The sequence below is a fragment of the Corynebacterium pseudotuberculosis genome (assembly GCF_002155265.1).
GTDB classification, from domain to species: domain Bacteria; phylum Actinomycetota; class Actinomycetes; order Mycobacteriales; family Mycobacteriaceae; genus Corynebacterium; species Corynebacterium pseudotuberculosis.
This window is the reverse complement of record NZ_CP021251.1, coordinates 1,222,777-1,246,500: the sequence shown is the minus strand read 5'-3', so window position 1 is coordinate 1,246,500 and position 23,724 is coordinate 1,222,777. Positions and strand designations below refer to the sequence as shown.

The 23,724-nt window shown below is 50.0% G+C and carries 21 protein-coding genes; 4 read left to right on the top strand and 17 right to left on the bottom strand.

The genetic code is table 11. The annotated features are described in order from the left end of the window. Window positions 1–10: 10 nt before the first annotated feature. The 3 genes from CpATCC19410_RS05850 to CpATCC19410_RS05840 all read right to left on the bottom strand — a co-directional run bounded on the left by CpATCC19410_RS05850 (window position 11) and on the right by CpATCC19410_RS05840 (window position 742). Window positions 11–229 (bottom strand): HsdM family class I SAM-dependent methyltransferase, encoded by a 219-nt coding sequence (locus tag CpATCC19410_RS05850; RefSeq protein ID WP_013242324.1) that lies wholly within the window; start codon window positions 227–229, stop codon window positions 11–13. 36 nt (window positions 230–265) lie between these two features. After that, window positions 266–466, bottom strand: coding sequence for a hypothetical protein (locus tag CpATCC19410_RS05845; RefSeq protein ID WP_013242325.1), 201 nt, complete (start codon window positions 464–466; stop codon window positions 266–268). 87 nt (window positions 467–553) lie between these two features. Beyond that, window positions 554–742 (bottom strand): type I restriction-modification system subunit M N-terminal domain-containing protein, encoded by a 189-nt coding sequence (locus CpATCC19410_RS05840; RefSeq protein WP_013242326.1) that lies wholly within the window; start codon window positions 740–742, stop codon window positions 554–556. A gap of 321 nt (window positions 743–1,063) precedes the next feature. On the opposite strand from CpATCC19410_RS05840, the gene CpATCC19410_RS10845 reads away from it, so the two are divergent. Continuing rightward, window positions 1,064–1,237, top strand: a complete 174-nt coding sequence (locus CpATCC19410_RS10845) for a hypothetical protein (protein WP_014300834.1) — start codon at window positions 1,064–1,066, stop codon at window positions 1,235–1,237. A gap of 878 nt (window positions 1,238–2,115) precedes the next feature. Here the strand turns inward: CpATCC19410_RS10845 and CpATCC19410_RS05830 are convergent. The 4 genes from CpATCC19410_RS05830 to CpATCC19410_RS05815 form a co-directional block, all read right to left on the bottom strand. Further along, window positions 2,116–2,826, bottom strand: a complete 711-nt coding sequence (locus CpATCC19410_RS05830) for an ABC transporter ATP-binding protein (RefSeq protein ID WP_013242328.1) — start codon at window positions 2,824–2,826, stop codon at window positions 2,116–2,118. Further along, complete coding sequence (locus tag CpATCC19410_RS05825; protein ID WP_013242329.1) at window positions 2,826–4,280, bottom strand: FtsX-like permease family protein; 1,455 nt, start codon at window positions 4,278–4,280, stop codon at window positions 2,826–2,828. The genes CpATCC19410_RS05830 and CpATCC19410_RS05825 overlap by 1 nt, the downstream gene beginning before the upstream one ends. Before the next feature lie 441 nt (window positions 4,281–4,721). Beyond that, window positions 4,722–5,621, bottom strand: coding sequence for an HtaA domain-containing protein (locus CpATCC19410_RS05820; RefSeq protein WP_013242331.1), 900 nt, complete (start codon window positions 5,619–5,621; stop codon window positions 4,722–4,724). A 196-nt stretch (window positions 5,622–5,817) separates the two neighbouring features. Beyond that, window positions 5,818–8,124 carry an HtaA domain-containing protein gene (locus CpATCC19410_RS05815; protein WP_014401292.1) on the bottom strand — a complete coding sequence of 769 codons (2,307 nt, stop codon included), beginning with the start codon at window positions 8,122–8,124 and terminating at the stop codon, window positions 5,818–5,820. A 500-nt stretch (window positions 8,125–8,624) separates the two neighbouring features. On the opposite strand from CpATCC19410_RS05815, the gene CpATCC19410_RS05810 reads away from it, so the two are divergent. Beyond that, the gene (locus tag CpATCC19410_RS05810) at window positions 8,625–9,695 is read left to right on the top strand and encodes a PTS sugar transporter subunit IIC (RefSeq protein ID WP_013242333.1); all 1,071 of its coding nucleotides are present in this window, start codon (window positions 8,625–8,627) and stop codon (window positions 9,693–9,695) included. Window positions 9,696–9,769: 74 nt separating this feature from the next. On the opposite strand, the gene CpATCC19410_RS05805 is transcribed toward CpATCC19410_RS05810, so the two are convergent. The 6 genes from CpATCC19410_RS05805 to thrC form a co-directional block, all read right to left on the bottom strand. Further along, entirely contained in the window at window positions 9,770–11,203 is a 1,434-nt protein-coding gene (locus tag CpATCC19410_RS05805; RefSeq protein WP_014401293.1) for a GuaB1 family IMP dehydrogenase-related protein, read from the bottom strand. A 271-nt stretch (window positions 11,204–11,474) separates the two neighbouring features. After that, window positions 11,475–11,684, bottom strand: a complete 210-nt coding sequence (locus CpATCC19410_RS05800; protein ID WP_013242335.1) for a CsbD family protein — start codon at window positions 11,682–11,684, stop codon at window positions 11,475–11,477. Window positions 11,685–12,045: 361 nt separating this feature from the next. Further along, entirely contained in the window at window positions 12,046–13,416 is a 1,371-nt protein-coding gene (locus CpATCC19410_RS05795) for a Na+/H+ antiporter family protein (protein ID WP_014401295.1), read from the bottom strand. 64 nt (window positions 13,417–13,480) lie between these two features. Beyond that, window positions 13,481–14,017, bottom strand: coding sequence for an NUDIX hydrolase (locus CpATCC19410_RS05790; protein ID WP_013242337.1), 537 nt, complete (start codon window positions 14,015–14,017; stop codon window positions 13,481–13,483). Window positions 14,018–14,061: 44 nt separating this feature from the next. Further along, entirely contained in the window at window positions 14,062–14,202 is a 141-nt protein-coding gene (locus CpATCC19410_RS10840) for a hypothetical protein (protein ID WP_013242338.1), read from the bottom strand. A 114-nt stretch (window positions 14,203–14,316) separates the two neighbouring features. Continuing rightward, window positions 14,317–15,759, bottom strand: a complete 1,443-nt coding sequence (gene thrC / locus CpATCC19410_RS05785; protein ID WP_013242339.1) for a threonine synthase — start codon at window positions 15,757–15,759, stop codon at window positions 14,317–14,319. A gap of 224 nt (window positions 15,760–15,983) precedes the next feature. On the opposite strand from thrC, the gene CpATCC19410_RS05780 reads away from it, so the two are divergent. After that, on the top strand, window positions 15,984–16,784 hold the full coding sequence (locus tag CpATCC19410_RS05780) for a sortase family protein (protein ID WP_013242340.1): 801 nt from the start codon (window positions 15,984–15,986) through the stop codon (window positions 16,782–16,784). Between the two features lie 49 nt (window positions 16,785–16,833). On the opposite strand, the gene CpATCC19410_RS05775 is transcribed toward CpATCC19410_RS05780, so the two are convergent. The 4 genes from CpATCC19410_RS05775 to CpATCC19410_RS05760 form a co-directional block, all read right to left on the bottom strand. Next, window positions 16,834–17,094 carry a Cgl2226 family protein gene (locus CpATCC19410_RS05775; protein ID WP_014300838.1) on the bottom strand — a complete coding sequence of 87 codons (261 nt, stop codon included), beginning with the start codon at window positions 17,092–17,094 and terminating at the stop codon, window positions 16,834–16,836. 89 nt (window positions 17,095–17,183) lie between these two features. Further along, window positions 17,184–17,822 (bottom strand): biliverdin-producing heme oxygenase, encoded by a 639-nt coding sequence (locus CpATCC19410_RS05770; protein WP_013242342.1) that lies wholly within the window; start codon window positions 17,820–17,822, stop codon window positions 17,184–17,186. Between the two features lie 150 nt (window positions 17,823–17,972). Next, entirely contained in the window at window positions 17,973–21,119 is a 3,147-nt protein-coding gene (locus CpATCC19410_RS05765; RefSeq protein ID WP_014522746.1) for a bifunctional [glutamine synthetase] adenylyltransferase/[glutamine synthetase]-adenylyl-L-tyrosine phosphorylase, read from the bottom strand. An 83-nt stretch (window positions 21,120–21,202) separates the two neighbouring features. Next, entirely contained in the window at window positions 21,203–22,543 is a 1,341-nt protein-coding gene (locus tag CpATCC19410_RS05760; RefSeq protein ID WP_014522447.1) for a glutamine synthetase family protein, read from the bottom strand. A gap of 167 nt (window positions 22,544–22,710) precedes the next feature. Between CpATCC19410_RS05760 and CpATCC19410_RS05755 the strand changes: the two genes are divergently transcribed. Continuing rightward, complete coding sequence (locus CpATCC19410_RS05755) at window positions 22,711–23,655, top strand: hypothetical protein (RefSeq protein WP_013242345.1); 945 nt, start codon at window positions 22,711–22,713, stop codon at window positions 23,653–23,655. Window positions 23,656–23,724 lie beyond the last annotated feature (69 nt).

Sequence of the window (23,724 nt, the reverse complement as noted above, 5' to 3'; positions counted from 1 at the left end):
ACCGTACAGGTCAAGTTCGTGTGTCTCCACCGTTTGCGTCTACCGCTGCCACAGGCTCAAACAACATGCCACCTGTGCTACAAGTAGGATCATAAACGGTTTCATTCTCTTGTGGCTTGAGCAAGCGGGTAATCAGGTGAACAACTGAACGCGGGGTGAAGAATTCTCCCACCTTTTGCCCTGCGTCATCTACAAAGCGCTTCAAAAGGTATTCGTACGCAGCGCCCATGAGGTCGCCCGGCGCGTTCTCATGATCAAGGGAGGCTTAATCAAATGGCTTCAACAGTCCAATGAGTGCTGATGCTGGTAGGCGTTCTTGGTCGGCGTAGTGAACATCGCCAAAGATGTTTGCAAGGCGGTCTGAATTGGATTGCGCAATCAAGTCCATGGCGTGCTTAACGCAGATATCAAGGTAAGTAGATGGATTGAGCTTGCTGTTCTTATCTTTTGCAATGTCTTCCAGCACCCCTCATTGCGAAAGATCTGTGACCAGCGGGTGCCGTCAGGCACGGTGAAGATGTGATAGTCAGCTTCCACTTCCGCAAGGGTTGTTTCATCGAGGTCTTGCCCTCTCTACGTCTGCAAGGAATTTTGTGTGCCCTAGTTCCCAGTTGTCGCTAATCCATTTCCAGAAAAACACCGGAAAGACGTAGTTCTTGTAATCTGCTGCATCCATTGCACCGCGCAATGAGTTTGCAGCTTCCCAGAGCTTGGATTCTAGCTTTGCTTGTGCAATCACCATTGCATTTACCTATCAAGCTTAATTGACTTATGCATACTTCTTATGATATTGAAAACACAAAATTCCGCGCAAGAAGTTTGCAAGGTCTCTATCACCTCACTTGCCTCAGACACTGAGCCATCAGACACGCCCAAGAATTCAACAATGCGAGCGAATTAGTACAGTTGTTCTACCACTCCCCGCCTAATGTCGGTGCAAGGGCCTATGCTGTTCAGCACCGGATTGAGGTGATTTAACAGTGTAGATTTCAAGTTCAACAAGAACTTTGGCAAGGTTCCCACCCACAAGGCGAACACCGCCAACAAGAACATTCAGAAGATTGTGGAGTCCAACAAGACTCTTGACCAAAAGGTGAATGCGATTGTGTGCGAGTTCAACACCGCCTATAAGGGCACAGGGCTTGATAACTTCGGTGACGCTATCAAGGACACCATCAAGAAGATGATGAAAGATGGTGTAGCTCCGAACGTCTCCGATATGCGCCCCAAGATGTAGGCGCTAGAACACAGGAGACTCCCCACCGTTTCTGCTTCGGTGGGGAGTTTGTCTATTCCTTACTATTTAGGCACATTGTGGGCGATTTACTCCGCCCTAGATGGGGGAATATATTTACACTGGTCACGGGAGTTTTAGGGGAAAGTGAGGGAATGTGTGTTTGCGCAGGCCACGGCGGGCGAGTGAAGTTTTCCAAATCCCCCTCTAGTGGGGTTTACGCATATGACCAGTGGCTATACGTAGAATCATTGCACACACTTCCCCAGGCTCTCTCATGAGCTCGGGGAAGTGTCATTTCTGGTTATCTACTGATAGCTTTCACGCTGCTACATAGCATTCAACCAGTCCACTACCTACAGCTTTAAACAGAAATCGAGAGCCAGGAGTGATTGAAATGGCCTTACATAGGAAGGGCCCAGCAGAAAAACAGCTTCAAAGAAGCTCTTGTAAAAGGACTGAGGACTCCTTCAATTGCTTGAGTACCGGGAGACTAAGGGGCCCGTCGTTTGCGTAACTTGATCCTGAATATAGCCACGCTGATAATTGCCGCGTGCTTTGGCGTCGAACTGACTGAGAGCATCACACATAACAAACCTAGTCATCCTTCTCTCAGCTGAATCGTGGCTTTCATTGAAGGCCACGACATAAACCATTGAAGCACCGTCTTTAGCTGATGTAGCGCAGGCGTTTCTTAGAGTGGTCGTTCACGCTCACACAGTCCACAGATAATGCCACCAATGCTGTGGGCTCCCCCGTCGCGTTCGACCATGAGCTCAACTTAACAGGCAGCGTTCGCTGATCCCTTCGGTGAAGGGAGATTCTGTTTAGGCTAAGCACAAAATTCAATATCAGTGAAACGAACGCCCCTGCATTCCAAACTAGTGCAAGGCTTCAAATACTTCAGCGGCTGTTGGACGGTGAAGTATTTTTCCTGTGAGACCTTCCTGAAGTACAACAACCCTATCCGCCGTTGCAGCTATGTCTAAATCATGGGTAACCATGACTAGAGATGTCTCCTGAGTAATAGTTTTGTGCAGCAATTTCAGAACCGTTGAGCTCGTGTCCACATCTAGAGCTCCCGTAGGCTCATCAGCAAAGAGTATTTGGGGAGCGCGAACAAGAGACCGTGCTATGGCAACCCGCTGCTGTTGGCCTCCAGACAGCTGGTTTGGGTATTTATTTTCGCATCCCGTCAGCCCCACATCGTGAAGTACTTCCTTGATTGCTCGTCTATTTGGGTTGTGCCCAGATAGTTTTGCAGGCAACCGTATATTGTCAGCAACCGTGAGTGAGCTAATCAGGTTGAGGTCTTGAAAGATAAAACTCGCACTTTCTCTGCGAATCGCAGCAACTTTGCGTGGTGATGCAGAAGTAATGCACTGGCCTGCTAGGTGAACAGAACCTGAATCAGGGGAAAGTAATCCACTTAAGCAATACAGCAACGTTGATTTGCCCGAACCAGACTTACCTACGATTGCAACAAACTCTCCTGAAGACACCTCAAGGTCAATGCCCTTTAAAACATCAACTTTTTGTTCTCCTTTTCCAAAGGTCTTTTTTACGCCGGTGGCGGTTATGAGCATAGGCATTATTTATTTCCTAAAACGACAGCAATTGATTGTTTTCTAAAACCTGTAAGCGTCACAACGAGCAGCATAAAAAGTATGAGCACCGTACCGAATACAACGACTCCGGCAGCTGACAAACCTGGAATGGATAGAGGCGCGGAAGGAATAGGTCCAGCAGAGAGAGCAGCCACCATAGCAAACTCATTAACAATAATGAGGATATAAGCACAGGCGAGTGAGACGCTGGCGTAGATCAGCGCTTCAGCTATTGCTTTCACATAAGCTGCACCTGGAGTCGAACCAGAAACTACAAGAAGAGCATTGTCTTCCCACCTACTTGTAGCCGTCGCAAAAATGATTGATGAGGCAGCAACGCATGCTGCGACGATGGGGCCTGCAAGAAGAAGGGCCATTTGCTCAGGAGGAGCGGAAACAGAGCTTGAAGACCCGCTGGTGATCTGAAGGACGTCTTTTATTTTGGAAACCCAAGAGGTCATTATTCCAACCGCTGCCGCGGCCAGACTGATGGGGACAACAAGAGCTCTAGTTAAAGATGGACGAGCGGTAGCTTCCCTGGACGCTAAAAAATGTGGAATTCTCCCAGGAAGGTGGGCAATCAGCTTTATAAATATGTGAATTAGAGGTGTCCCCATGAACACAAATGTGATGCAAAGCAGGATCCCCATACCAGGATAAGTTGTAAGGAAGTCGCCAACTTTTTGTGGTTCAGTTATATGTTCTAATTTTCCGATTGCCCAGTAAATCGCAATAACACCTAAGAGCAGACCTATGCCAACTATCGCTTTACATAGGCGAATAAAAGTCGATGGAGATTTATCCCAAAAGGCAGAAGAAGACTGAGCGCCTTCTACGAGGTCGGCATGCACTATCCTCTGGGCAGCGCGAATTCCTGTAAGAACGCTAACAGTAACAGTCACCATCACGCCAATAATGAGCGCAGAAATTGGAATACTTTGCTGAAGAACCTCGCTGTGGGGCAAGCCACTGCCTTCAACGAATCGCGCATACGCCGGCCAAACTGCTAGCGTCGCAAACGCCCCAACGACTGCCGATACAAAACTAACAAGCAATACTTCTAATAGGAGAATGATAAAAGCGGTATGAGGCAGAATTCCCACGATCTGCCAGAGCGCAACATCGCGCCGTTGCAGACGCACACAAGTGCTTACTACCAAACTGAATGAAGCGAGCCCAGTAAGAATAGTGAACCCTAAAGCAACCCCTCCCATACCGATATAGGCTTGCTGGGCTTCTCCACTAACGGCTATACCTGCAACGATGAGCGCAATATTGAGAGTAAGCACAATAGAAAGTGCAACTGAAGTAACCAATAAGGCAATCCACGATGCCGCCCCCTTGAGGACTGATTTCACTGCAATTTTTGCGATCACAAGGCCTTCTCTATCAGAATATGTACAGCCAACTAAAAGATTCTCACAGCAATAAAACTGCATAATATGGCTATTGCAATGATAAATCTTATCAATAAAAAGTTACCCTGAAACGACTTTTGCCCCCCCCGCTTGAATGAACAATGTATCCCTCGATACTAGAATTCCCAGTCCCCTCCCCAGTCTTTCGCGATTGTGATGGGGCAGCTTTCTACTTCTAACGCGGATTCCAAGATGCATCCGAGATGCGCACTTGCTTCATCGCTCCCAGTTCAAGCAGTAGAACGATAGCTACGCTAAAACCGCTCCCCACTAGTTGGTCTGAGAAACAGACACCAACTAGCGGGGAGCGGTTCTACGATCAGGGATATCCCTACAGTTTGATCGGTTTGCGCCTGACCAGCTTGTTTTTTAAAGAAGCCTTACAACAACCAAGCGCCAGGCATCGCCGGGTCTGCAATACTGCCCATTCAAGCAATAGACCCATAACCTATCTAGCCGCGTTTAGCGATTGAAAAAAGGAAGATTCTGCAGAAGGCCGGAATTCATAAAAACATGGAACAAACCAGCTAACGCAGCAAACCCACCAAGAATTCCTAGGACGATAGCCCAAGGCTTTGAAAGAGAACCAGGAGTTCCATGGTCAGCAGCAGGGTTGGCCGTACCGCTGATATTGCCGCAGTTGTTCTTCACCTTCAGCTCAACATCAACATCATCGACTTCAGGCAAATAGTTTCCGTTATAAATTCCCATGAAGAGGACGTCAACGCCCTCAATCTTTCCATCCTTTGTACCCGGTTGAGGGGTGTACCGGAGGTTGCTGCCTTTCAAGGTGAGCGTATCTCCGCTGAGGGACGCCGTCTCTACTTTGCCTTTAGAAAAAATCCCCTCCCCCTGCTTTTTGTTCGCGTCAGTCCGGTCGTCCTTTGTGTATTCTGCCATCTTCTTACCAGGAACGTAGTACCCCAGGTATCCGCTACCAGCGCTCACAGTGTCCCCGGATGTTTTTATAATGGGAGATTTCACTTGGCTATAGAGCGCATCATGGTGCCCTGTGAAGGTAATGGAAGAGTCCTTAGTCCTAATCTCAGAAGTGGTAATTTTTCCGTTTTCAACAGCAATCTTGGTGTGAGCGGGATCCACCTCAAACTTAAACTGGAAATCTTTGTTCTTCTTATCACTAGTCCCCTCGGTGACTGCACCAGAAGTTTCCCATTTGCCGTGGGCAATATTTCCTTGGATGTAGTTTCTCCAGGAATGCTTAATGCCCCACTTAACAGAACCGCTTACAACCTGAACGGAGCATTCTTTAGCAGCAACAGCCTCATCAGCAATAGCCTGCGGTACGCACATACCAGCAGCGCCAATCACGGCCACCATGGGCACAGCGAACTTTTTTAACACACTATTTCCTAACTCTTAATAACTTTCAATAAGGCAAGGCAAGCCTTGCTCTCTTCGTAGACGTGGCGGCTACACATCCCACGCCTCATCGCACCTTTGATCTACCCCCAGCGCAAAGGCGCCCACAGCACCCCCCCTCCGGCAATCAGATAAAAGCCAGTGTCGAATTGCCAGAGGGGTGATTAAACCTTCTACCCTAGTTATGGAACCGGTCTAAGAAACTACGAATCTGCTCACCAAAGAAATGGTTAGCCGCACCAAGAATTCCCAGAATTCCGCCAAGAGCACCGAGAACGCCAAGAACAACCTTCCATGTTTTACTCAGGAAGCTCTTGCTTTCTCGGGGAGTATCTTTCTGCTCCTCTACCTTAGGAAACTCCTGCCCCTGCTTCTGAGCCTCAGGCGTAAACTTTGGATCATAAACTTTCCTCAGCGCATATGTTTCCTCAGACTCGCCTTTCACATCGTCAAAGGAAGGAACGTAGAAGGTTCCCTTATCAAGCTGCAAGATGGAACCATGCTGATGCTCAGCAGTCTTTGCACCTTTAGGAAGCGCTATTGACTCAAACTTCCGTCCATGCTCATCCGTTTTCTCGTTTTGAACATTCTTAAAGTTCTTCGCATCAACGTGCTTGATCATGCCGTCTTTGCTGTCCAGCGCCATAATGGTGCCATCGTCCATAACAAAGGCATTACCCCAGTTTTTAACGTCAGCATCCGTGCCCGTGATGGCATCGGCGCTTTCTTTGACCAGGTTGCCGTCTTTTAGTCGGAACGACTGAGCAACAGCGTGAGATTCAGAAGCGTTCTTGTTGTATCGAACAATAGTTTCGCGGTTAATCCGAGCAGCGCTGGACTGGATACCGATATTTTCCGTTGCCGATTCCCCGAGAAGCTTTGCAGGCTTTGCATTCTTAGGGTTAATGGAAACCATCAGGCCATAGTATTGCTTGCCATCTTTCTTGGCGCTAGCGGAGTCACCGTTCAGAACAAAAGAGCCATCTTCTACAGGTAGAAGCTCATTAACCGCTGGCGAGTAGCTCACAATAGAGCCATAAAGGTTTTTAGGCTCAGTAAAACCGGACTCCTTCACAAGCTCACTCTGTTCAGGCAATACAACCGGCGTGATTGTGCTTTGGTTAACAATAGCCGTTTGCTTTTGAGTAACGGCAACAACATCTTTACTTGCCGGGTTGTAGCCTACAGCGGTGATCTCCTCAGCAAACGTGTGAGCAAGTTGTGGTTCACCGAATCCCGTTTCCACATCCACGTGGATCTTATACAGGGACTTTGTATCGTCATCAAAAGGCTTCGTGTCAGTCTTTTTGGCAACATAGTAGAGATCGCCCTTAGCCTCATCAAAGGCAACGGCGCCATAGCCATTGATCTTCACGCCCTTAAAGGACTTCTCCGCTAAATCGCGATTGAGCAGAGCAAACCCAGCCTTGTCATTCGGGGTGAAGCGATGATCCGATGTGGCAACAATAATGTGATCTTTAAACTTGAACAGCTCACGATGCAGCTCATAGTTTACTTGGTTATCAAATTTTTGTGAGGACACAACATATTTAGCGTTGTCGGTGGACAAACGCTTATAGGAGTCCTTATCCCCCTCGAGCTTGGACTCATCAAAGCTAAACGTCAGTGGATCAAGGGAGCTATTAACGGGGTAGAAATTCGAGAACATCTCGCTGCCATCTTGAGTGAGCAACGTAGGAATTTCAGACCAGGTAACCTTGCCATCTTTTTCTTCAAAAACGGCATTAGCGGTGTAGAGCTGTGCTATCGGCTTCGCATCATCCGTGCCGCTGTTAGTGTAAGTCTCATTGGAGTTATATTTTTTTGAAGAAACCTTAGCAAAGACATGTGAGCCATCCTTGCTCATCACGATCCGAGGGTTCTCAATCTTTAGGTCCAGCTTGCAACCAGTATGATTGGTGTTATCGTCACAGTATTTTTGATAGTGAACACCCCCCTTAAACTTTGCTTCCAGCTTTTCGGTGTCACTTTCATAGGAAACCGACTCTAGATTAAAGGTAAATTGATTCTTTTTGTCATTCTGAGTCGCGTCGTCAAGCATTGCGGTAGGGCCACCGGTGTAGTTGTTAAACGAGGAACGCACGCCCCAAGTTAACGTGCTCCCTTTATCTTTTCGATCCACGGCAGCGGCGGCAGCAGGCTTCTTTTCCTCCGCAGCGCCTTTGTCTCCCAAAATTCCGTCGGCTACAGAAACGGCCTTATCGCCTGCGCCCTTAATCTCTTTATCAAGGTCTTTCAGCGCCGCAGAAATCGCATTGGGATCAACGCCTTTATCGTCTTCAGCGTCAACAGTCGTTTCCTCGGATGCTGGCAGTTCAGGGGTGCTATCAGAGGTTGCAATCGCGCTGGGATCCTGCACAACTTTGGATTCAGGTTCAGCAATAGCATTGGGAACTGTGAGGGATATAAGTGTTGCACATGCCACCGTTGTTGTAAGTATGTGCCGGAAACGTTGATTCTTCAACGAACAACTCCATTTCAAATGAACCAATGAGGGAACGATGACACATCATAATCCTCTTTAGTTAGGTTAATCTAACCTTAATGAGATTGGATGACCCCGCTACTTTTTAAGTATCCCCACTTATCGGGGTAGCCAATGTACCAAACAGGGCTTACAAGTCCCGCAACTTTCGCAATTCAGGGGTACTTTCACCCCAAAAAAGACCACATAGAGCACAAGTCTTAACGCTTGCTGAACTTGACGAGCATGACGTTTTAGCTTCATCATTTTGCACCGCCACCCCGCCCCCTACCCCCTCTCCATAAGAGAGTGTCCACCACCCTACAAAATACTATGCAGAATATTCAGCATTTCAGACGGAATATTATTAATTTTTCTATTTTGTGGATATCATTGCCCAACATGCCGCGTCGAGCAGTGTTGGCAACTGTGGACGTTGTAAGCGAGCCTGAGCGGGCACGCGAACTCTTTTTATTTATCAGCTATCGCGAAGGGCCTCTATGTCTAGAAACACAGAATCATCCCGAGGCTCACTCGGTTCCTTCACCATGAATGTTCTCAACGGAATCTCTATCGCCGTTGTGGTGGCGCTGGTCCCTCAGGCGCTCCTCGGCGAGCTGCTCAAGGCGCTTGTCCCACACTGGCCTGCCCTGAAAACGCTACTCATGCTGGTGACGTTATCTTCTTCCATGCTGCCCATCCTCATTGGCGTTTTGGTAGCCATGCAGTTCAAACTGACCCCGATCCAGACAGCGAGCGTAGGAATTGCGGCAGTGCTGGGCTCGGGCGTTGCCGCCGTAGACCCCAATGGCGGTTTCCATCTCCAGGGCACAGGACTCGTTATTAACACAGGGCTCACTGCGGCCCTTGCGGTGGGACTAGTGCTGTTCATCGGCCCTAAGCTGGGAAATTACACAATTTTATTGCTATCTACAATCGTCATCGTCGTTGCAGGCGGCATCGGTTGGGTAGTTACTTACCCTGCGGTGGATGCTTTTAGCGTTTGGCTTGGCGACGTAATCAATGGAGCCACGGGCCTTCAACCGATAGTTATGGGAGCGATCTTGGCCGTCGCCTTTGCGCTCGGAATTGTCTCCCCTATCTCTACAGTTGGCATTGCCACAGCAATCTATATGTCCGGAGTAGCTTCCGGAACCGCCAACTTAGGCGTGGTGGCTGCCGGTTTCGGCCTGGCGATCGCCGGATGGAAAGCCAACGGGGTGGCTACTTCCCTCCTACCGATTCTGGGGTCTCCAAAAGTCCACATGGCAAATATCTGGGGGCGTCCCATCAACTTCTTACCGTTAGCACTCAGCGCTGCAGTTCTGGGTGCTGCAGGCGGAGCGCTGGGGATCTCCGGTACCCCGATTTCCGCAGGCTTTGGCATATCCGGGCTAGTGGGGCCCTTGGCGGCATTAAATGCCGAAGGATGGGGTTGGTCTGTATCCAACGTCCTCATCATCCTTGCGATCTTTGTTGTTGCACCTATCATTCTGGCATTCGCATCGTTTTGGGCGTGCGAAAAAGCCGGTTTGGTTGCGCCTGAGAATTACAAGCTGAACTTTGAATAATTGCTCTTATACATAAAATCCCCGTGGGGAGACGCGGCAAGCGTCTCCCCACGGGGATTGAACTTTGTGGGTGTTTAACGAGTCGGCCGTGCCATGCCTTCGGCAAAACCCGCAGCCGACTGAACTCCGACCACGGCCCGATCTTGGAAGGTAGCTATGCTATCTGAGCCGGCATAGGTAAAGGAGGAACGCACGCCAGAAATGATGTGGTCTATAAGATCTTCCACCCCGCCTTTCCCCTCTTCAAGGTAGATCTTTGCGGAGGAAATTCCCTCTTCAAACATCTCGCGGCGGGCTTTTTCAAACGCCTCAGTATCCGAGTTGCGGTTTACTACCGCACGGCGCGAGGCCATACCAAAGGATTCCTTGTACATACGACCATCGAGGTCATAGTGCATGTCTCCAGGAGATTCGAAGGTACCGGCAAACCATGAGCCAATAATCACGTTCGATGCACCGGCGGCGAGCGCCAAGGCAACGTCGCGAGGATCACGCACACCACCGTCAGCCCACACATGTGCACCAAGTTTCTTAGCCTCCGCGGCACACTCCAGAACAGCGCTGAACTGTGGCCGCCCCACCCCAGTCTGCATGCGAGTCGTGCACATAGCACCAGGCCCCACTCCGACTTTAATAATGTCTGCTCCAGCTGCCACCAGATCATGTACGCCGTCGGCAGTCACCACGTTGCCCGCGGCAACCGGCACTGGCGGATTGAGCGCGCGAACTTTCTTCAGGGCTTCCATGGTGTGCGTCTGATGTCCATGCGCAGTATCCACGACAAGGACGTCTGCGCCTGCGTCGATAAGCTTTTGTGCACGTCCCGCAACGTCGCCGTTGATTCCAATTGCGGCGCCCACACGGAGTTTTCCGTCGGCGTCGAGGGCTGGTTTGTACAACGTAGCGCGCAAAGCGGACTGCTTGGTCACAATACCCACGAGAGTGCCATCGCTCGCGACCACAGGTGCCAACCTGCGCCCGTGCTCATTGAGTATGCGGAAAGACTCTTGGGGAGTAATACTGCTGGGTAATGTCATCACATTAGCCGACATGAGCGTCCCCACCTGGGCAAAGTTATCTACCTTTGCAATATCTTTTTCGGTGACCACGCCCACGGGGCGGTCCCCTTCGACCACAATGGCCGCGCCATGCGCACGCTTGTGCAACAAATTACGCGTGTACCCCACAGTATGGTGAGGCTTGACCGTGATGGGCGACTCAAATACTGGGTGTGCATTTTTTACCCGTGCAATGGTCTCCGCAGCGATCTCCGCTGGCACGTCTTGAGGAAGTATGACAACACCACCGCGCCGTGCAACAGTTTCCGCCATGCGTCGGCCTGCGACAGCGGTCATGTTTGCAATAACAAGTGGAATAGTAGTTCCTGTTTCATCGCTCGTAGCAAGATCCACAGACATTCGTGACCCTACAGAAGACACTGAAGGCACCATGAAAACGTCGTGATATGTCAGCTCGTACGGCGGTATTTGACCATTAAGAAATCGCACGTGCATTCACCCTACAGGTTTTATGATTCTATATAAAGGCCTCTTAACCTCTTCTTTTCCAACAACGCTTCAGGTGAAACGCTCCCAATAAAGACTTTGAAAAATGTGTTGCTGAATGCTGTATCCCTCACCCAACATCCAGCAACACATCCCTGATTTCCACAGGTCCGAACCCCTCAAGGCCCGTGGTTTTATTTTCAATAAAGAAAATAATATTAAATAGATCGCAATCAGTGCTACTCTGACGTTTTATCTAGCTTGCGCTATATAACTACTTGTCTTCTCCCTTTTGGAAAGAACCCAAGACTTTGTTTGCAGCATCCTTTACCTTTTCACCGGCATTGGAGACTGCTTCCTTGGCATCAGCCTTAGTTTGATCTGCGCGGCCTTCATCGGCAAGGCTATCGTTTTCCGTAGCCTCTCCAAAAGCTTCTTTGGCTTTGCCACCAAGCTGATCCAGTTTGTTTTCCATGTCACCCATCCATACAACCTTTCTGTTGATTTCAGTGTGACTCCACTGTAAACACACCTAGGGGGTCGCGCGCATCCTTAAACAAAATCGTTATCCTCATGTGCGCCGCTCGTGACCGTTTTGCAACACAGTTAAATTCCGGAAAAACAACCTAAAGACCACCCCTCAACAAGGGTTTATGCGCGTTTTTTAAAGTTTTAAAACCGACTTGTTTCGTGGAAAAAATTTTCGTCTCCAATAGCACAAACAAATCCGCATAACACCCCCAAACGGTAGAAACCGCCTCACATAGCAGTTTGTAGCGCTAGCTTGTAGCGCTACAAGAAATCCCGCTAGAAGCGGCCCTCTAGCCTTCCCGTACCGCTTTACATTAAAGAACCATCGCGGCAACCCATCCCGATGCAATAAGCGGGAGGTTGTAGTGAAGGAAGGTAGGAATGACCGAATCTCGAATATGGTCATGCTGGCCATCCGCATTTAAACCAGAAGTCGGGCCAAGGGTGGAATCTGAGGCAGGCGATCCAGCGTCTCCCAACGCGCCGGCAGCTCCGATAATTGCCACAGTGGCAGCGGGAGAAAAGCCCATAGCAGTACAAAGCGGAACATAAATAGTCGCGATGATCGGAAGTGTAGAAAAGGAAGAACCGATTCCCATAGTCACCACAAGTCCGACAAGCAGCATCACCAGCGCGCCTATTGCTTTGTTATCACCAAATAACTCAGCAGAAGTATGAACAAGCGCTTCGACTTCTCCCGTCTTCTTCATCACCGACGCAAAGCCCTGGGCCGTGATCATGATGAACCCAATCATCGCCATCATCTTCATACCTTGGCTGAAGACGTCATCGGCTTCACGCCAGTTCACGGCTCCAGTGAGCATGAAAATAGCCAATCCAGCCAATGTGCCTATAAGAAGTGGATCTGCCTCGGTGTCCACAGATTGCATAACAATCTGAACCACAAAAGTAACCACAATGGCCACGATGGAAACCGCGACCTTATAGCGGGAAACTGCCCCGCGTTCTGGCTGAGCGCCATTACTTCCAGCTTGTTCCGCAACAACAACAGAGGCGTAAATACGCGGGCGTCGATAGCTAATAAACACAGCAATCAATAGCCCCACGAGCATGCCGAGCGCAGGGATTCCCATCACCTTTATGATGTTGATCCCCGACGTATCCATGCCCGCTGCTTGGATGTTGCCCAAGAGAATCTCATTAAGAAAGATCGAACCAAAGCCGAGAGGTATCCACATATACGTGGTCACTAGACCAAAAGTGATCACGCACGCTACCAATCGACGGTCAAGGTTCAGCTTATTCATTACCCCGAGCAGTGGCGGAACAATAAGCGGAATAAATGCAATGTGCACGGGTATAAGATTCTGGCTCATAATTGCCATCGCCAAGATACCTGCCAGCATCAACCACTTAGTCACGGCAACGGCGTTGGAGCCTGCGCCTTCGGAGTCTGCGTCGATACGCTTCATGATCGCATCTGCTAGCAGCTTAGGAAGTCCCGAGCTGGCCACCGCCATGGCAAAGGCCCCCAGCATCGCGTAGCTCAGCGCGATTTTTGCCCCACCAGCCAGGCCTTCTTGGAACGCAACCATTGTGGAGTCAAGCCCGATGCCGCTCACCAGTCCGCCCACTAAAGCGCCGATGAAAAGCGCTAAAACCACGTGAACTCGTGCGACGGCCAACGCAAGCATCACAACAACAGCGATCAAGACAGCATTCATGTGGAATAAATTACGCCAGAGTTCAAATTATTAGTAATACTACCCCCCCCCAGAAAACGAACACTTATCTTGTGCGATCGCGCTTTTCATATCCCATCCGAGGGCGGAAGCCCTCTGGGCGCTTAAGCTGTGCGACTGCGTCTCCCACTAACAACCGGAAGCGCGGCTTCATTGGTGGCATCTGCATGACAGAGAACCAACGCACCTCCGTGCTCTCATCGTCCCCTACACGTGGAACACAGTCTCCCACGACGCTACAGCGCATTGCGGTGTCCATGTAGTAACTAACATCACCGTTTGCGTGTTCTACAGGCCCCACGGCCCCCACCCCAAGCAGAGCCTCCACTGTTACGTCAACGCAGGTTTCTTCTTTCACTTCCCGAGCCGCAGCTACATGTGGTTGCTCACCGGGTTCCACGATTCCTGTAACAGGCGTCCATTCCCCATTATCGCTTCTTTTAACCAGCAGCACCTCCGGCACTGCCGTGATCGGAGCGTCTTTTGGAACGTCCTTAATCACGATGGCTGTCACCCCAGGAAGAAACAAGGGCTCATGACCAATCTTGTCTCTGATCTTAAGGATAAAATTGGGCGTTGGCATGGTAAAAGTCCTTTATCTAAAGCGAAGGTTCTCTCCGCTGTGAGTTAATCCCCAGATGCTTCTTGCTTATCTTGGGAGGCTTCACGCGCAGCTTTTTCAGCAGCTTCTTTTTTAAGTTTTTCCGCGAAAGCCTTGGGATCAAACTCGGTAAAATATTCAGGGCCCGCAAACTGTTCTTGTGCCATAGTGCTCTCTCTTCAGAATACGTAGCGATCTTTTAATAAAAGCCTAGTGCCCGGCATGTTTAGGTGAAAACCGACGATATTTACAACCGGCGGTTTTGAACAAGTTATTTAGGGTTACGCAGAGTCCCGAGCAATGCTTTCCAGAATAAAGTTCTTCACCGCAACAACGTCATTAGGCAGATCGGTGACATGGCGTTGTGCCTCGAGAATCCCAGTAAAACGCTCTGGTATCTCAGGACCACGCCCCACGGCCTCAACGATAGTATCCGTAAATTTAACTGGCAGGGCGGTTTCCAAGCAGACAATAGGGCTTTCAATCTGAGTGGCCCACTCGCGCGCAACTTTCACACCATCAGCGGTATGAGGGTCCAACATCAGGCCCCGGCGCGTATAACAATCGGCAATGGTGGCTATGCGGTCTGCGTGAGTAGAGCTGCCCGACGCAAAACCATAATGGGTGGCAGCTTGTTCAAATGAATCGTCCTCTGCGAGAGAGAAACCGCCGGCCTTTACTTGCTCCCCGAATAGTTCTGCGCAGCGCTCGGAGTCTCTTCCTAATAGGTCAAAAATAAAACGCTCAAAGTTGGATGCCCGAGAAATATCCATCGAGGGCGAGGAGGTCTCAAGGGTCTCAGCCGCAGAACGCACACGATATTCACCAGTTCTGAAAAACTCATCCAGGACATCGTTTTCATTGGTAGCAACGATGAGCCTGTCAATGGGCAATCCCATTTGTTTAGCTATATGCCCTGCGCAGATATCACCAAAATTGCCGGTGGGAACACAGAAACTAACTTTTTGATTGCTTTTCTCAGTTACTTTGAGCCACAAAGAAATGTAGTACACCACTTGAGCCATCAAGCGAGCCCAGTTAATTGAGTTCACCGCGCCGATATGGTTGTCTGCTTTAAATTCTGCGTCTGAAGATACCGCTTTGACCACGTCTTGGCAGTCATCAAAAACACCCTCTAAGGCAATATTGAAGATATTCGGATCGTCTAGACCAAACATCTGGGCCTGCTGAAACGGCGTCATACGATCTTTAGGGGTAAGCATGAACACTCGGATACCGGCGCGTCCGCGCATAGCGTATTCCGCAGAAGAACCTGTGTCGCCAGAGGTAGCACCCAGGATGTTTAAAGTTTCCTTGCGTCGTAGCAACTCATACTCAAAGAGCTCGCCAAGGAGCTGCATGGCCATATCTTTAAATGCAGCAGTGGGCCCCTCAGAGAGGTGACCTATATAGATGCCATCCTCAAGCTTGGTCACCGGAACGATTTCCTCATCGGAAAACTTAGGCGTTGTATAAGCGCGCGCAGTAATAGCTTCTAGATCCTCAGCCGGGATGTCGTCGACAAAGAGCTTAAGCACTTCTGCTGCTAGCGCCGCATAGCCTTGCTGGGCAAGAATGCCGCGCCAGGTGTCTAGGGTGGCAGCGTCGAGACGCGGGTAATACTCAGGAAGATACAAACCACCATCTGGAGCGAGACCTCCCAAGAGGATGTCAGTAAACGCTACAGGGGTCTGGGAAGTGTCTCTTGTCGAAATGTAGTGCACGGATACTACACTAGCCTCGACAGCTTCAGCGCTGAAGAAAACAGAGGATATTTTCTACCGCTACCCCCACCAATTGCATCAAACCTTATGCTGCATAGTCTGGGGTCCGTTAGATGCGTGCGCCTCTTTTCGTAGTGGCGCGGGATCCCATGCAGATCGATTATCCTGATCGTGGTGAATAATAAAATTCACTGACGTAAAAAGACACACCTGATAGGGCTTCCGTGGAACCTAAAGACTTGAAAAAACGCTTCCTCATTGTCTTCTCTGTGTGCATGGCGGTGGTTCTGGTGGCCATATTGGCAGTATGGATGTTGGGGACGAGCTTAAGAGACTCAGACTCCTCGCAGAATGCATCCAGCCCAGAATCTACAACGAATCAACCAGAAGCCGCATCAAGTCAATCAGAAGGCGTAGAAGACGAGGATCCGGAGAAAAACGAAAACTCAACATCCCATGCTTTAAGGCCCGAGGCAAACGTCAATGCTGGCCCTCCTCCCACAAGTCTCGGATCTTTCACCATGACTGGTACCGCCAACATCACCGGCGCAACCTACGATTCTATGCCCTATGAACTGCCGCTTAACCCGGCAGGACCCCAAGCGACCATGGTGCGCTGGGTCGATGGCTGGGGCCAGTCCCCCGCTACAGCAGAGCACGGGACAACCTATGTGTTAGGCCATGCGTGGGGCCAACAACGGCTTGTGTTTAACCCCATCTCTGAGATTGTCACTCATCACGTAGACTTCAACCGCCCCACCACCGTTCGCGGCGAATCTGGCAGCATGGTCACGCGGTATCAAACGGATGTTCTTAATGGAGACGTGGTCACGATGGCCGATGCCGAGGGGAATTCTCGACGCTGGGTGATAGACAACGCCTACCTGGTGGATAAATACGACGCCATTGATGATGCCGAGCTTGTCGACACCTCCATTCCCGGACGCATCGTGCTCATTGCGTGTTCTGTTGATGGAAACACTGACCTCAATTACAACGTCATCGCAACTGGGCATCTAGCTTGACGACGTTCTGCGTATGCGCATCCCGCACCCGTAGAGCTTTGCAACGCTTCTAGTGGTTACCGCGACGCGAGATGAGGGCGTCGATAAGCGAATTCAACGCTTGGTCCCCAAACTGCTTCGCGTCTGCGTACGGCGCTTCCCTGGTGGGATTTAAAGGCCCGGCCTGAGTATCTGCATGAACTTTAAGTACGGTGCCTTCAAGGGAAACCGCCGTGCGACTTTTAGCCCCCGTGGATTCGATTGCGCGGACAAAAGTTTGCAGGTCTCCAACCGTGGCACCATCAAGATCGAGGCTCAAAACAATAGACATGGCGACGCTCCTTACTTCATCGTCTTATGGTTGCATCCCACCCTATCCAGCCACGAGCGCCTCACGCATCGGGGAAAACCCCGATCTTTCTAAGCAAGCTCCGCAAAAACGCGTTGGTTGTAGGTGAAAGCAGCGCTGGCCTCTTCAAGCATCTGGTCGACTTCATCAGCAGACAACAGGAGGTCATCCAGATTCTTGCGGTAGTTGTCTTTATAAACCTTGAGCTTGTCGATCCCCTTGAAGGAATAGAACTGTAGCGATTCCTCTTCCACTCCGTAATGGCGTCCCATCATCCGAGCGATAATCTGGCCACCGGAGAGATCGCCTAGGTAGCGCACATAGTGATGCGCGACAAGAGCAGGACCGTTAGCCTCATCGCGGATCTGATTAAGCCGAGTGACGTAATCACGAACAGCTGGCGACGCAATGAGGTCATTCTGCCACTGATCGTCCCCATGGAAATTATTAATATCCTGGGCCAGGATCTCTGAGCGATTGAGCTGCGGATCTAGGATATCGGTGGCAAACCCTTCCGCTCGTACCACGTCAGCGGCTTCCTCAAGAGCGTTATAAATAAGCCATGCTTGTTCCTGTAGTCGGATAAAAGCCTCAGCATCCAGACGCCCCTCGATTAGGTCACTCATAAAAGAGGAATGCTCCGCATCGGAGTGCGCCTTAGCAGTCGATTCCTTAAGCTCAGCAGCCAGTCCTTTAGTTGCGGTTGTCATTATAAATAGCCCTTCTCTAGTGCTCTCTTGTGATAACTAGAACCAGGTTATTTAGGAAAGGGTCGCCTTACATCAACCGTCTGGTTGATTCTCTACTCACTTTCGTAGCCGACCGACACTGCCCCCGCATGCAAGCATAAGCCGACAATTTCAGTTATATCCAGGGCTGATTTCTCCCCAAAAAACCTCATCAACCACAGCGCGAGCACGACGAGTTACTTTGAGATAGTTATCAAGGAACTCCTGGTTGTCATTAGGATCCCATCCGGCAGCACCTGCGATTGCCGCCAACTGAGGACCAGGCTGAGGCAATTGATCGGCACGCTTACCCTTCACAAGCACAATCGCATTCCGCGCCTGAGTTGCTATCAACCACGCAGTACGCAAGATCTCTACTTTCTCAGGAGAGATTATCGAGTGTTTCTGTAAAGCATCTAAAGCATGCAAGGTTGAAGGAGTATGCAGGTCCTGATACTGATGTGCATGCATCAGCGTTAACAGCTGCACAGTCCATTCAATATCTGTAAGTGCACCACGACCCAGTTTGGTATGGGTATTTCGATCAGCTCCCCGTGGCAAACGCTCCTCATCCACCCGAGCTTTCATCCGGCGAACCTCTCTGATCGCTTTGTCTGAGACCCCCGCCTGAGGATATCGAATCCCCTCGATCATAGTAAGGAACCGCTTTCCAAGTTCTTCATCACCAGCAACCCACTCGGCACGCAGCAAAGCCTGTGTCTCCCAAACTTCTCCCCACTGTGCGTAATACCGCGCATAAGAATCCAAAGTGCGCACAACGGCTCCGGAACGCCCCTCAGGCCGCAGTCCCAAGTCCACTTCCAGCGGTGGGTCCCCGCTGGGTTTAGCTAATCGTGTACGCATCCGATCACACACCGTGATCGCCCATCGCACGGCTTCATTTTCGTCCACGCCCTCAGCGGGGTCGCAGACAAACAGCACATCAGCGTCTGAGCCATAGCCTAGCTCTGCCCCGCCAAGACGCCCCATACCGATAACGGCAATTGTTGCCGGCGGCATCTTGTTCTCTGCCTCAGCCATAGTGGCTGCTATCTCAGAACAAAGCGCGGCTTCTAAAACGGCATCCCACACCGACGATAAACTCTGACAGACCTCTTTGACATCCATCATCCCCAATAAATCAGCGCTAGCAATGCGTGCAAGCTCGGCACGTCGCAGCGACCGAGCTACTGCGATCGCCTTCCCTGGGTTTTCTTGTCGCACCGATGCCGCTACCAGAGAACGTGCTAGACGATCTGTAGTTGTATCTAATAATTTGGGTCCGCCTGCTCCATCCGCCAATTGTTTAACCAGATCGGGTGAAGAGATGATGAGGTCGGCAGTATACGGAGAATTACCCAAGATCTTCATCAACCGCTGTCCTACGATCCCCTCATCACGCAGCATTCTCAAAAACCAGGAGCGATCGTTAGCAGCATCTGATAACTTCCGATAATTCAGAAGCCCCGCATCAGGATCAGCAGTCTGCGCTAACCACTCCATATGCGTGGGAAGCAGCATCGCTTGAATCTTTGCTTTCCTTCCTGCCTTAGCAGCAAGCGCGTGCAAATGATCAAACGCTCTATCTGGGAATTTATATCCCAAAGCGGCTAGCTGAAGCTTAGCGGCTTCTGGCGTGAGTTTAAGCGCACCAACAGAGATATTGACCACAGAATTGAGAAGCGGCCGATAAAATAATTTCCGATGCAAACTAGAAATCTGTAGGCGAACTTTTTTTAATTGCTGCATCATAATCTGGGTTTCATCCGCATCATAGGAGCTTCTAAACCCTGATGAGCGCGCTAACCAACGCAGCACCTTCTCCTTATGAGGGTCCGGCATAGTGTGGGTTCTTTTGAGTTTTTGTAGTTGCAACCGGTGTTCTAACAACCGCAAAAATTCATAAGACTCGATAAGTTCCGCACCATCATCCCGCCCAACATACCCTCCCTCAACGAGAGCTTCTAGGGCCTGAATAGTGGATAAGACGCGTAAAGACTCATCTGACCTACCGTGAACAAGCTGTAGCAATTGGACAGCAAATTCCACGTCCCTCAGACCACCAGGTCCGAGCTTTAACTCACGATTTTTGAGCTTTTCCGGAACGTTCTCCAGTACCCGCCGACGCATACTTTGCACATCAGTGACAAAAGATTCTCGCTGACTAGCAGCCCAAATCATCGGAGACAACATTCGACTATAGCGAGTGGCTAGAGGAATGTACCCAGTCATTGGCCGATGTTTGAGTAACGCCTGGAATTCCCAGGTGTGCGCCCAACGCTTGTAATACGTGACATGTGAATCAAGAGTCCGAACCAATGCCCCGTGCTTCCCCTCGGGCCGCAGTGCCGCGTCTACCTCAAAAAAGGTAGAAGATCCGATCCGAATGAATTCCCCCGCTAGTCGTTGTGCTCGCGGCGTTACTGGTTCTGCCACAAAAATAACGTCAACATCCGAGATGTAATTCAGTTCCTGAGCACCGCACTTCCCCATCACTATGACGGCGAGATGGGTGTCTATTAAATCTTCTCCGTACACATTGCGGGCTGCCACGGCAAGGGCTGCGCTAAGACCAGCATCGGCCAAATCCGCTAGGGCTTGTGTGACAACTTCAAACGGAACTTCAGGTTGCCCTAGACGCCGAGAATCTTTGGGATAGCTACCAGCCAGATCGCTCGCAGCAATTCTAAGGAGAAAAGTTCGATAAGCCTTCTTCAGTTCTTTCTCTGCCTCCGGCCCAGAAATTCCGGCAATGTAAGTACCGGGAGTCTCTAACGATTCTTCCGCGGTGTCAGGTTCTGAAAAGTCTGTGCCAAAAGAAAATTCACGATCAGGATCATCGCTGGATCCCTCAGTATCTTTCGATTCCGAACTAAACACCGCTGGTTGCGCTGCAACAGCAGACAACATGCCCCGCATCATTTCTTGACGTGTGGGGAAACCCCATTGCAATGCGCGCCATTGATCTTTACAGGCCACGAGATGGTCGCCGAGAGCTGTGGATGCCCCTATCAAGGAAAAAAGCCGAACCCTAAAAACCAAATTTTGACGCAATTCAAGCAAAAAATCGGCCCGTGCAGATTCTTCTAAAGAGTCCGCTATCCGCATCAGAGTATTTAAGGCTAAGTCCGGGTCTGCCGCTCCCGCCAATGACCACAACACATCAACGGAATCCGGCTGCAGCCAGCCTAAGGATTCAAGATCAGATTTGGCGTTTCTTCCGTTAAGTCCCAAAGAACTAAGCGATGGCACCAAATTTCTTGCAGCAGGAGTAGTCATTGCCCCATTCTTCTTCCTTGATATGCAGCACAATCACTTTCCCGTAGCTATGTCTTAAAGCTACGGAAGGATCCCCGCAGTGATTAGTTTTCTAGATTGGTACGCAGTTCCCATGCCGTAATTTGTTGCTGATAGTCATGCCATTCACGCCATTTATTACGTAAGAAATATTCAAAGACATGCTCACCCAATATGTCCGCCACCAGCTCCGAATGCTCCATCTCCCTTAAAGCTTGATCCAGGCTCGTCGGCAAGTCCACGTATCCCATGGCTAAGCGCTCCCGACGCGTCAAACGCGCGATATCTTCCTCCGCAGCATCGGGTATCTCGTAGCCCTCTGTGATTCCTTTCAACCCTGCACCGATCAAGACTGCTAATGCTAAGTACGGGTTGCATGCGGAATCTGGAGAACGCACCTCTACTCTGCGCGAATCGGCTTTGGCTAACCGGTACGTAGGAACCCTTACCAATGCTGAGCGATTAGAAGCTCCCCACGTCGCCGCAGTCGGTGCCTCATTGCCAAAAAGGATCCGTTTATAAGAGTTAGTCCACTGATTTGTAATGGCGGAAATCTCATTAGCGTGGCGCAAAATACCCGCGATAAATTGTTTAGCCGTACGAGACAATCCGTATTCATCATCCGGATCGTGGAAGGCATTGATATCGCCCTCAAAAAGTGACATGTGGGTATGCATCGCAGACCCCGCGTGATCCCTAAAAGGTTTAGGCATAAAGGTCGCGCCAATATCGTTGTGTATCGCGACGCGCTTCATCACATACCTGAACGTCATAATGGAATCTGCCATGGTGAGGGCATCAGCATGGCGTAGGTCTATTTCTTGTTGCCCCGGCCCGGTCTCATGATGCGAAAATTCCACAGGTATGCCCATAGCTTCCAAAGCCACCATGGCCTGGCGCCTAAACAAGGGAGCATCGTTTTGACTAGCTTGATCAAAGTAGCTGCCGTTGTCTGTAGGTATAGGAGGAAGCCCATCAGTCCGAAGGCTCTGTACTAGATAAAACTCGATTTCGGGCGACACCATGCATGTAAAGCCTTCATCAGATGCACGCTGAAGCTGCTTTCTTAGCACCTGTCGAGGATCTGAATAAGAAGGCTTCCCATCAGGACTTAAAATATCGCAGAACATCCGGGCGGTACACGAATCCGTATCATCGCTATCAAAAGGTAGTAGTTGAAAGGTAGAGGGATCCGGCATAGCAATCGTATCTGCTTCTGAAACCCGAGAAAATCCTTCAATCGCAGAACCATCAAAGCCAATACCTTCTTCAAAAGCACCTTCGAGTTCTGCAGGCGCCACTGCAACTGATTTCAGATATCCCAAAATATCCGTAAACCAAAGACGCACAAATTTAATCTCTCGCTCTTCAATTGTGCGTAGGACAAATTCTTGCTGTGAGTTCATAGCTCTCACGATACTTTCTGCATTCAACATCGGGGGAAAAAGTCCTCCCCCTGGAACACCGAACTAGACCTGTATCAATCCTTGGGGGAGAAAACAGGGGTAGGAGTGTCATATCCCTATGATCCAATAAAAATCGCCAATACATTCGATTCAAAAGAGGACTGATCATGCCACGGAAGAGTTTTGTTTTAGATCGAGACGTTACTGCAATCATGACGGACGCAGCGATTAAAGGGTATACACCGGAAAATATGGAGTTTCTTTGCCCGAGCTTCACACAACTGCGCCCCTATATTTCCCTGTACAAAGCCCGGTTGCACACCATTGTTGCCTCAGCGCCACCTCCGGTTTACAGGGCATGGTTAGGATATAGCCTCACAAACGACCTAACCCCAACCGAAGTTCTTCCGCATACGCTGCATCACATCCGCAATTTTTTAGATGTCCTCCCTTACGCAGCAGATTTATCACTACTGCAATGCACTAGTAATCAACGATATGAATACTCAGGTAAAAGCCCCGCACTACCTATCTTTTTTCGCCGCACATCTGATGCATATTCGGGGATTTCCCAAGAAGACGCTCTTGCCATACGTCGTATCCACCTCCCCCGCCCACATACATCGGATAGTTTTACGTTACTGCAGGTACTTACGCTCAGTTATGGCTGTTGTTGTGCCCTTATACACCCGCAAGGAATAGTTTCCGTCTTCGGAACAGCATCACAGGTCTTTCGCACAATCGAGGCATTCACCGTGCTCTGTGACAAAGGTCGCCGGTTGTTACGTCGGTTTGAACCACCCACTAGCAATCAGGCCTACGTCCAAAGTTTTTATACTGCCTTTGCTTTAGGAATCCATCAGAGAATTTCTCTCCCCTTGGCTCCTGATCAATTACGTTGCCGACTATCCATCTGGAATTGGATTAGCCATGATCCCGTTTTTTCCAGAGCCCTAGAAGACTTTTACGCGTTCGCCCTTCCTCATAAATCCATCACACGTGATTCAGTAGGAAACAAAGACGGACGCATGGCGGCAGAGATTGTATGCCTTGCCGACGCCCTCATCTGGTGTGACTGTCTAGCGTGCACCACCGGACTACAAGACGAGTGAGTGCTTCTCCTCAGATCACATACCGCGATGTACTTTGTCTCAAAATATCCTGACACTCTTGAACAGAAC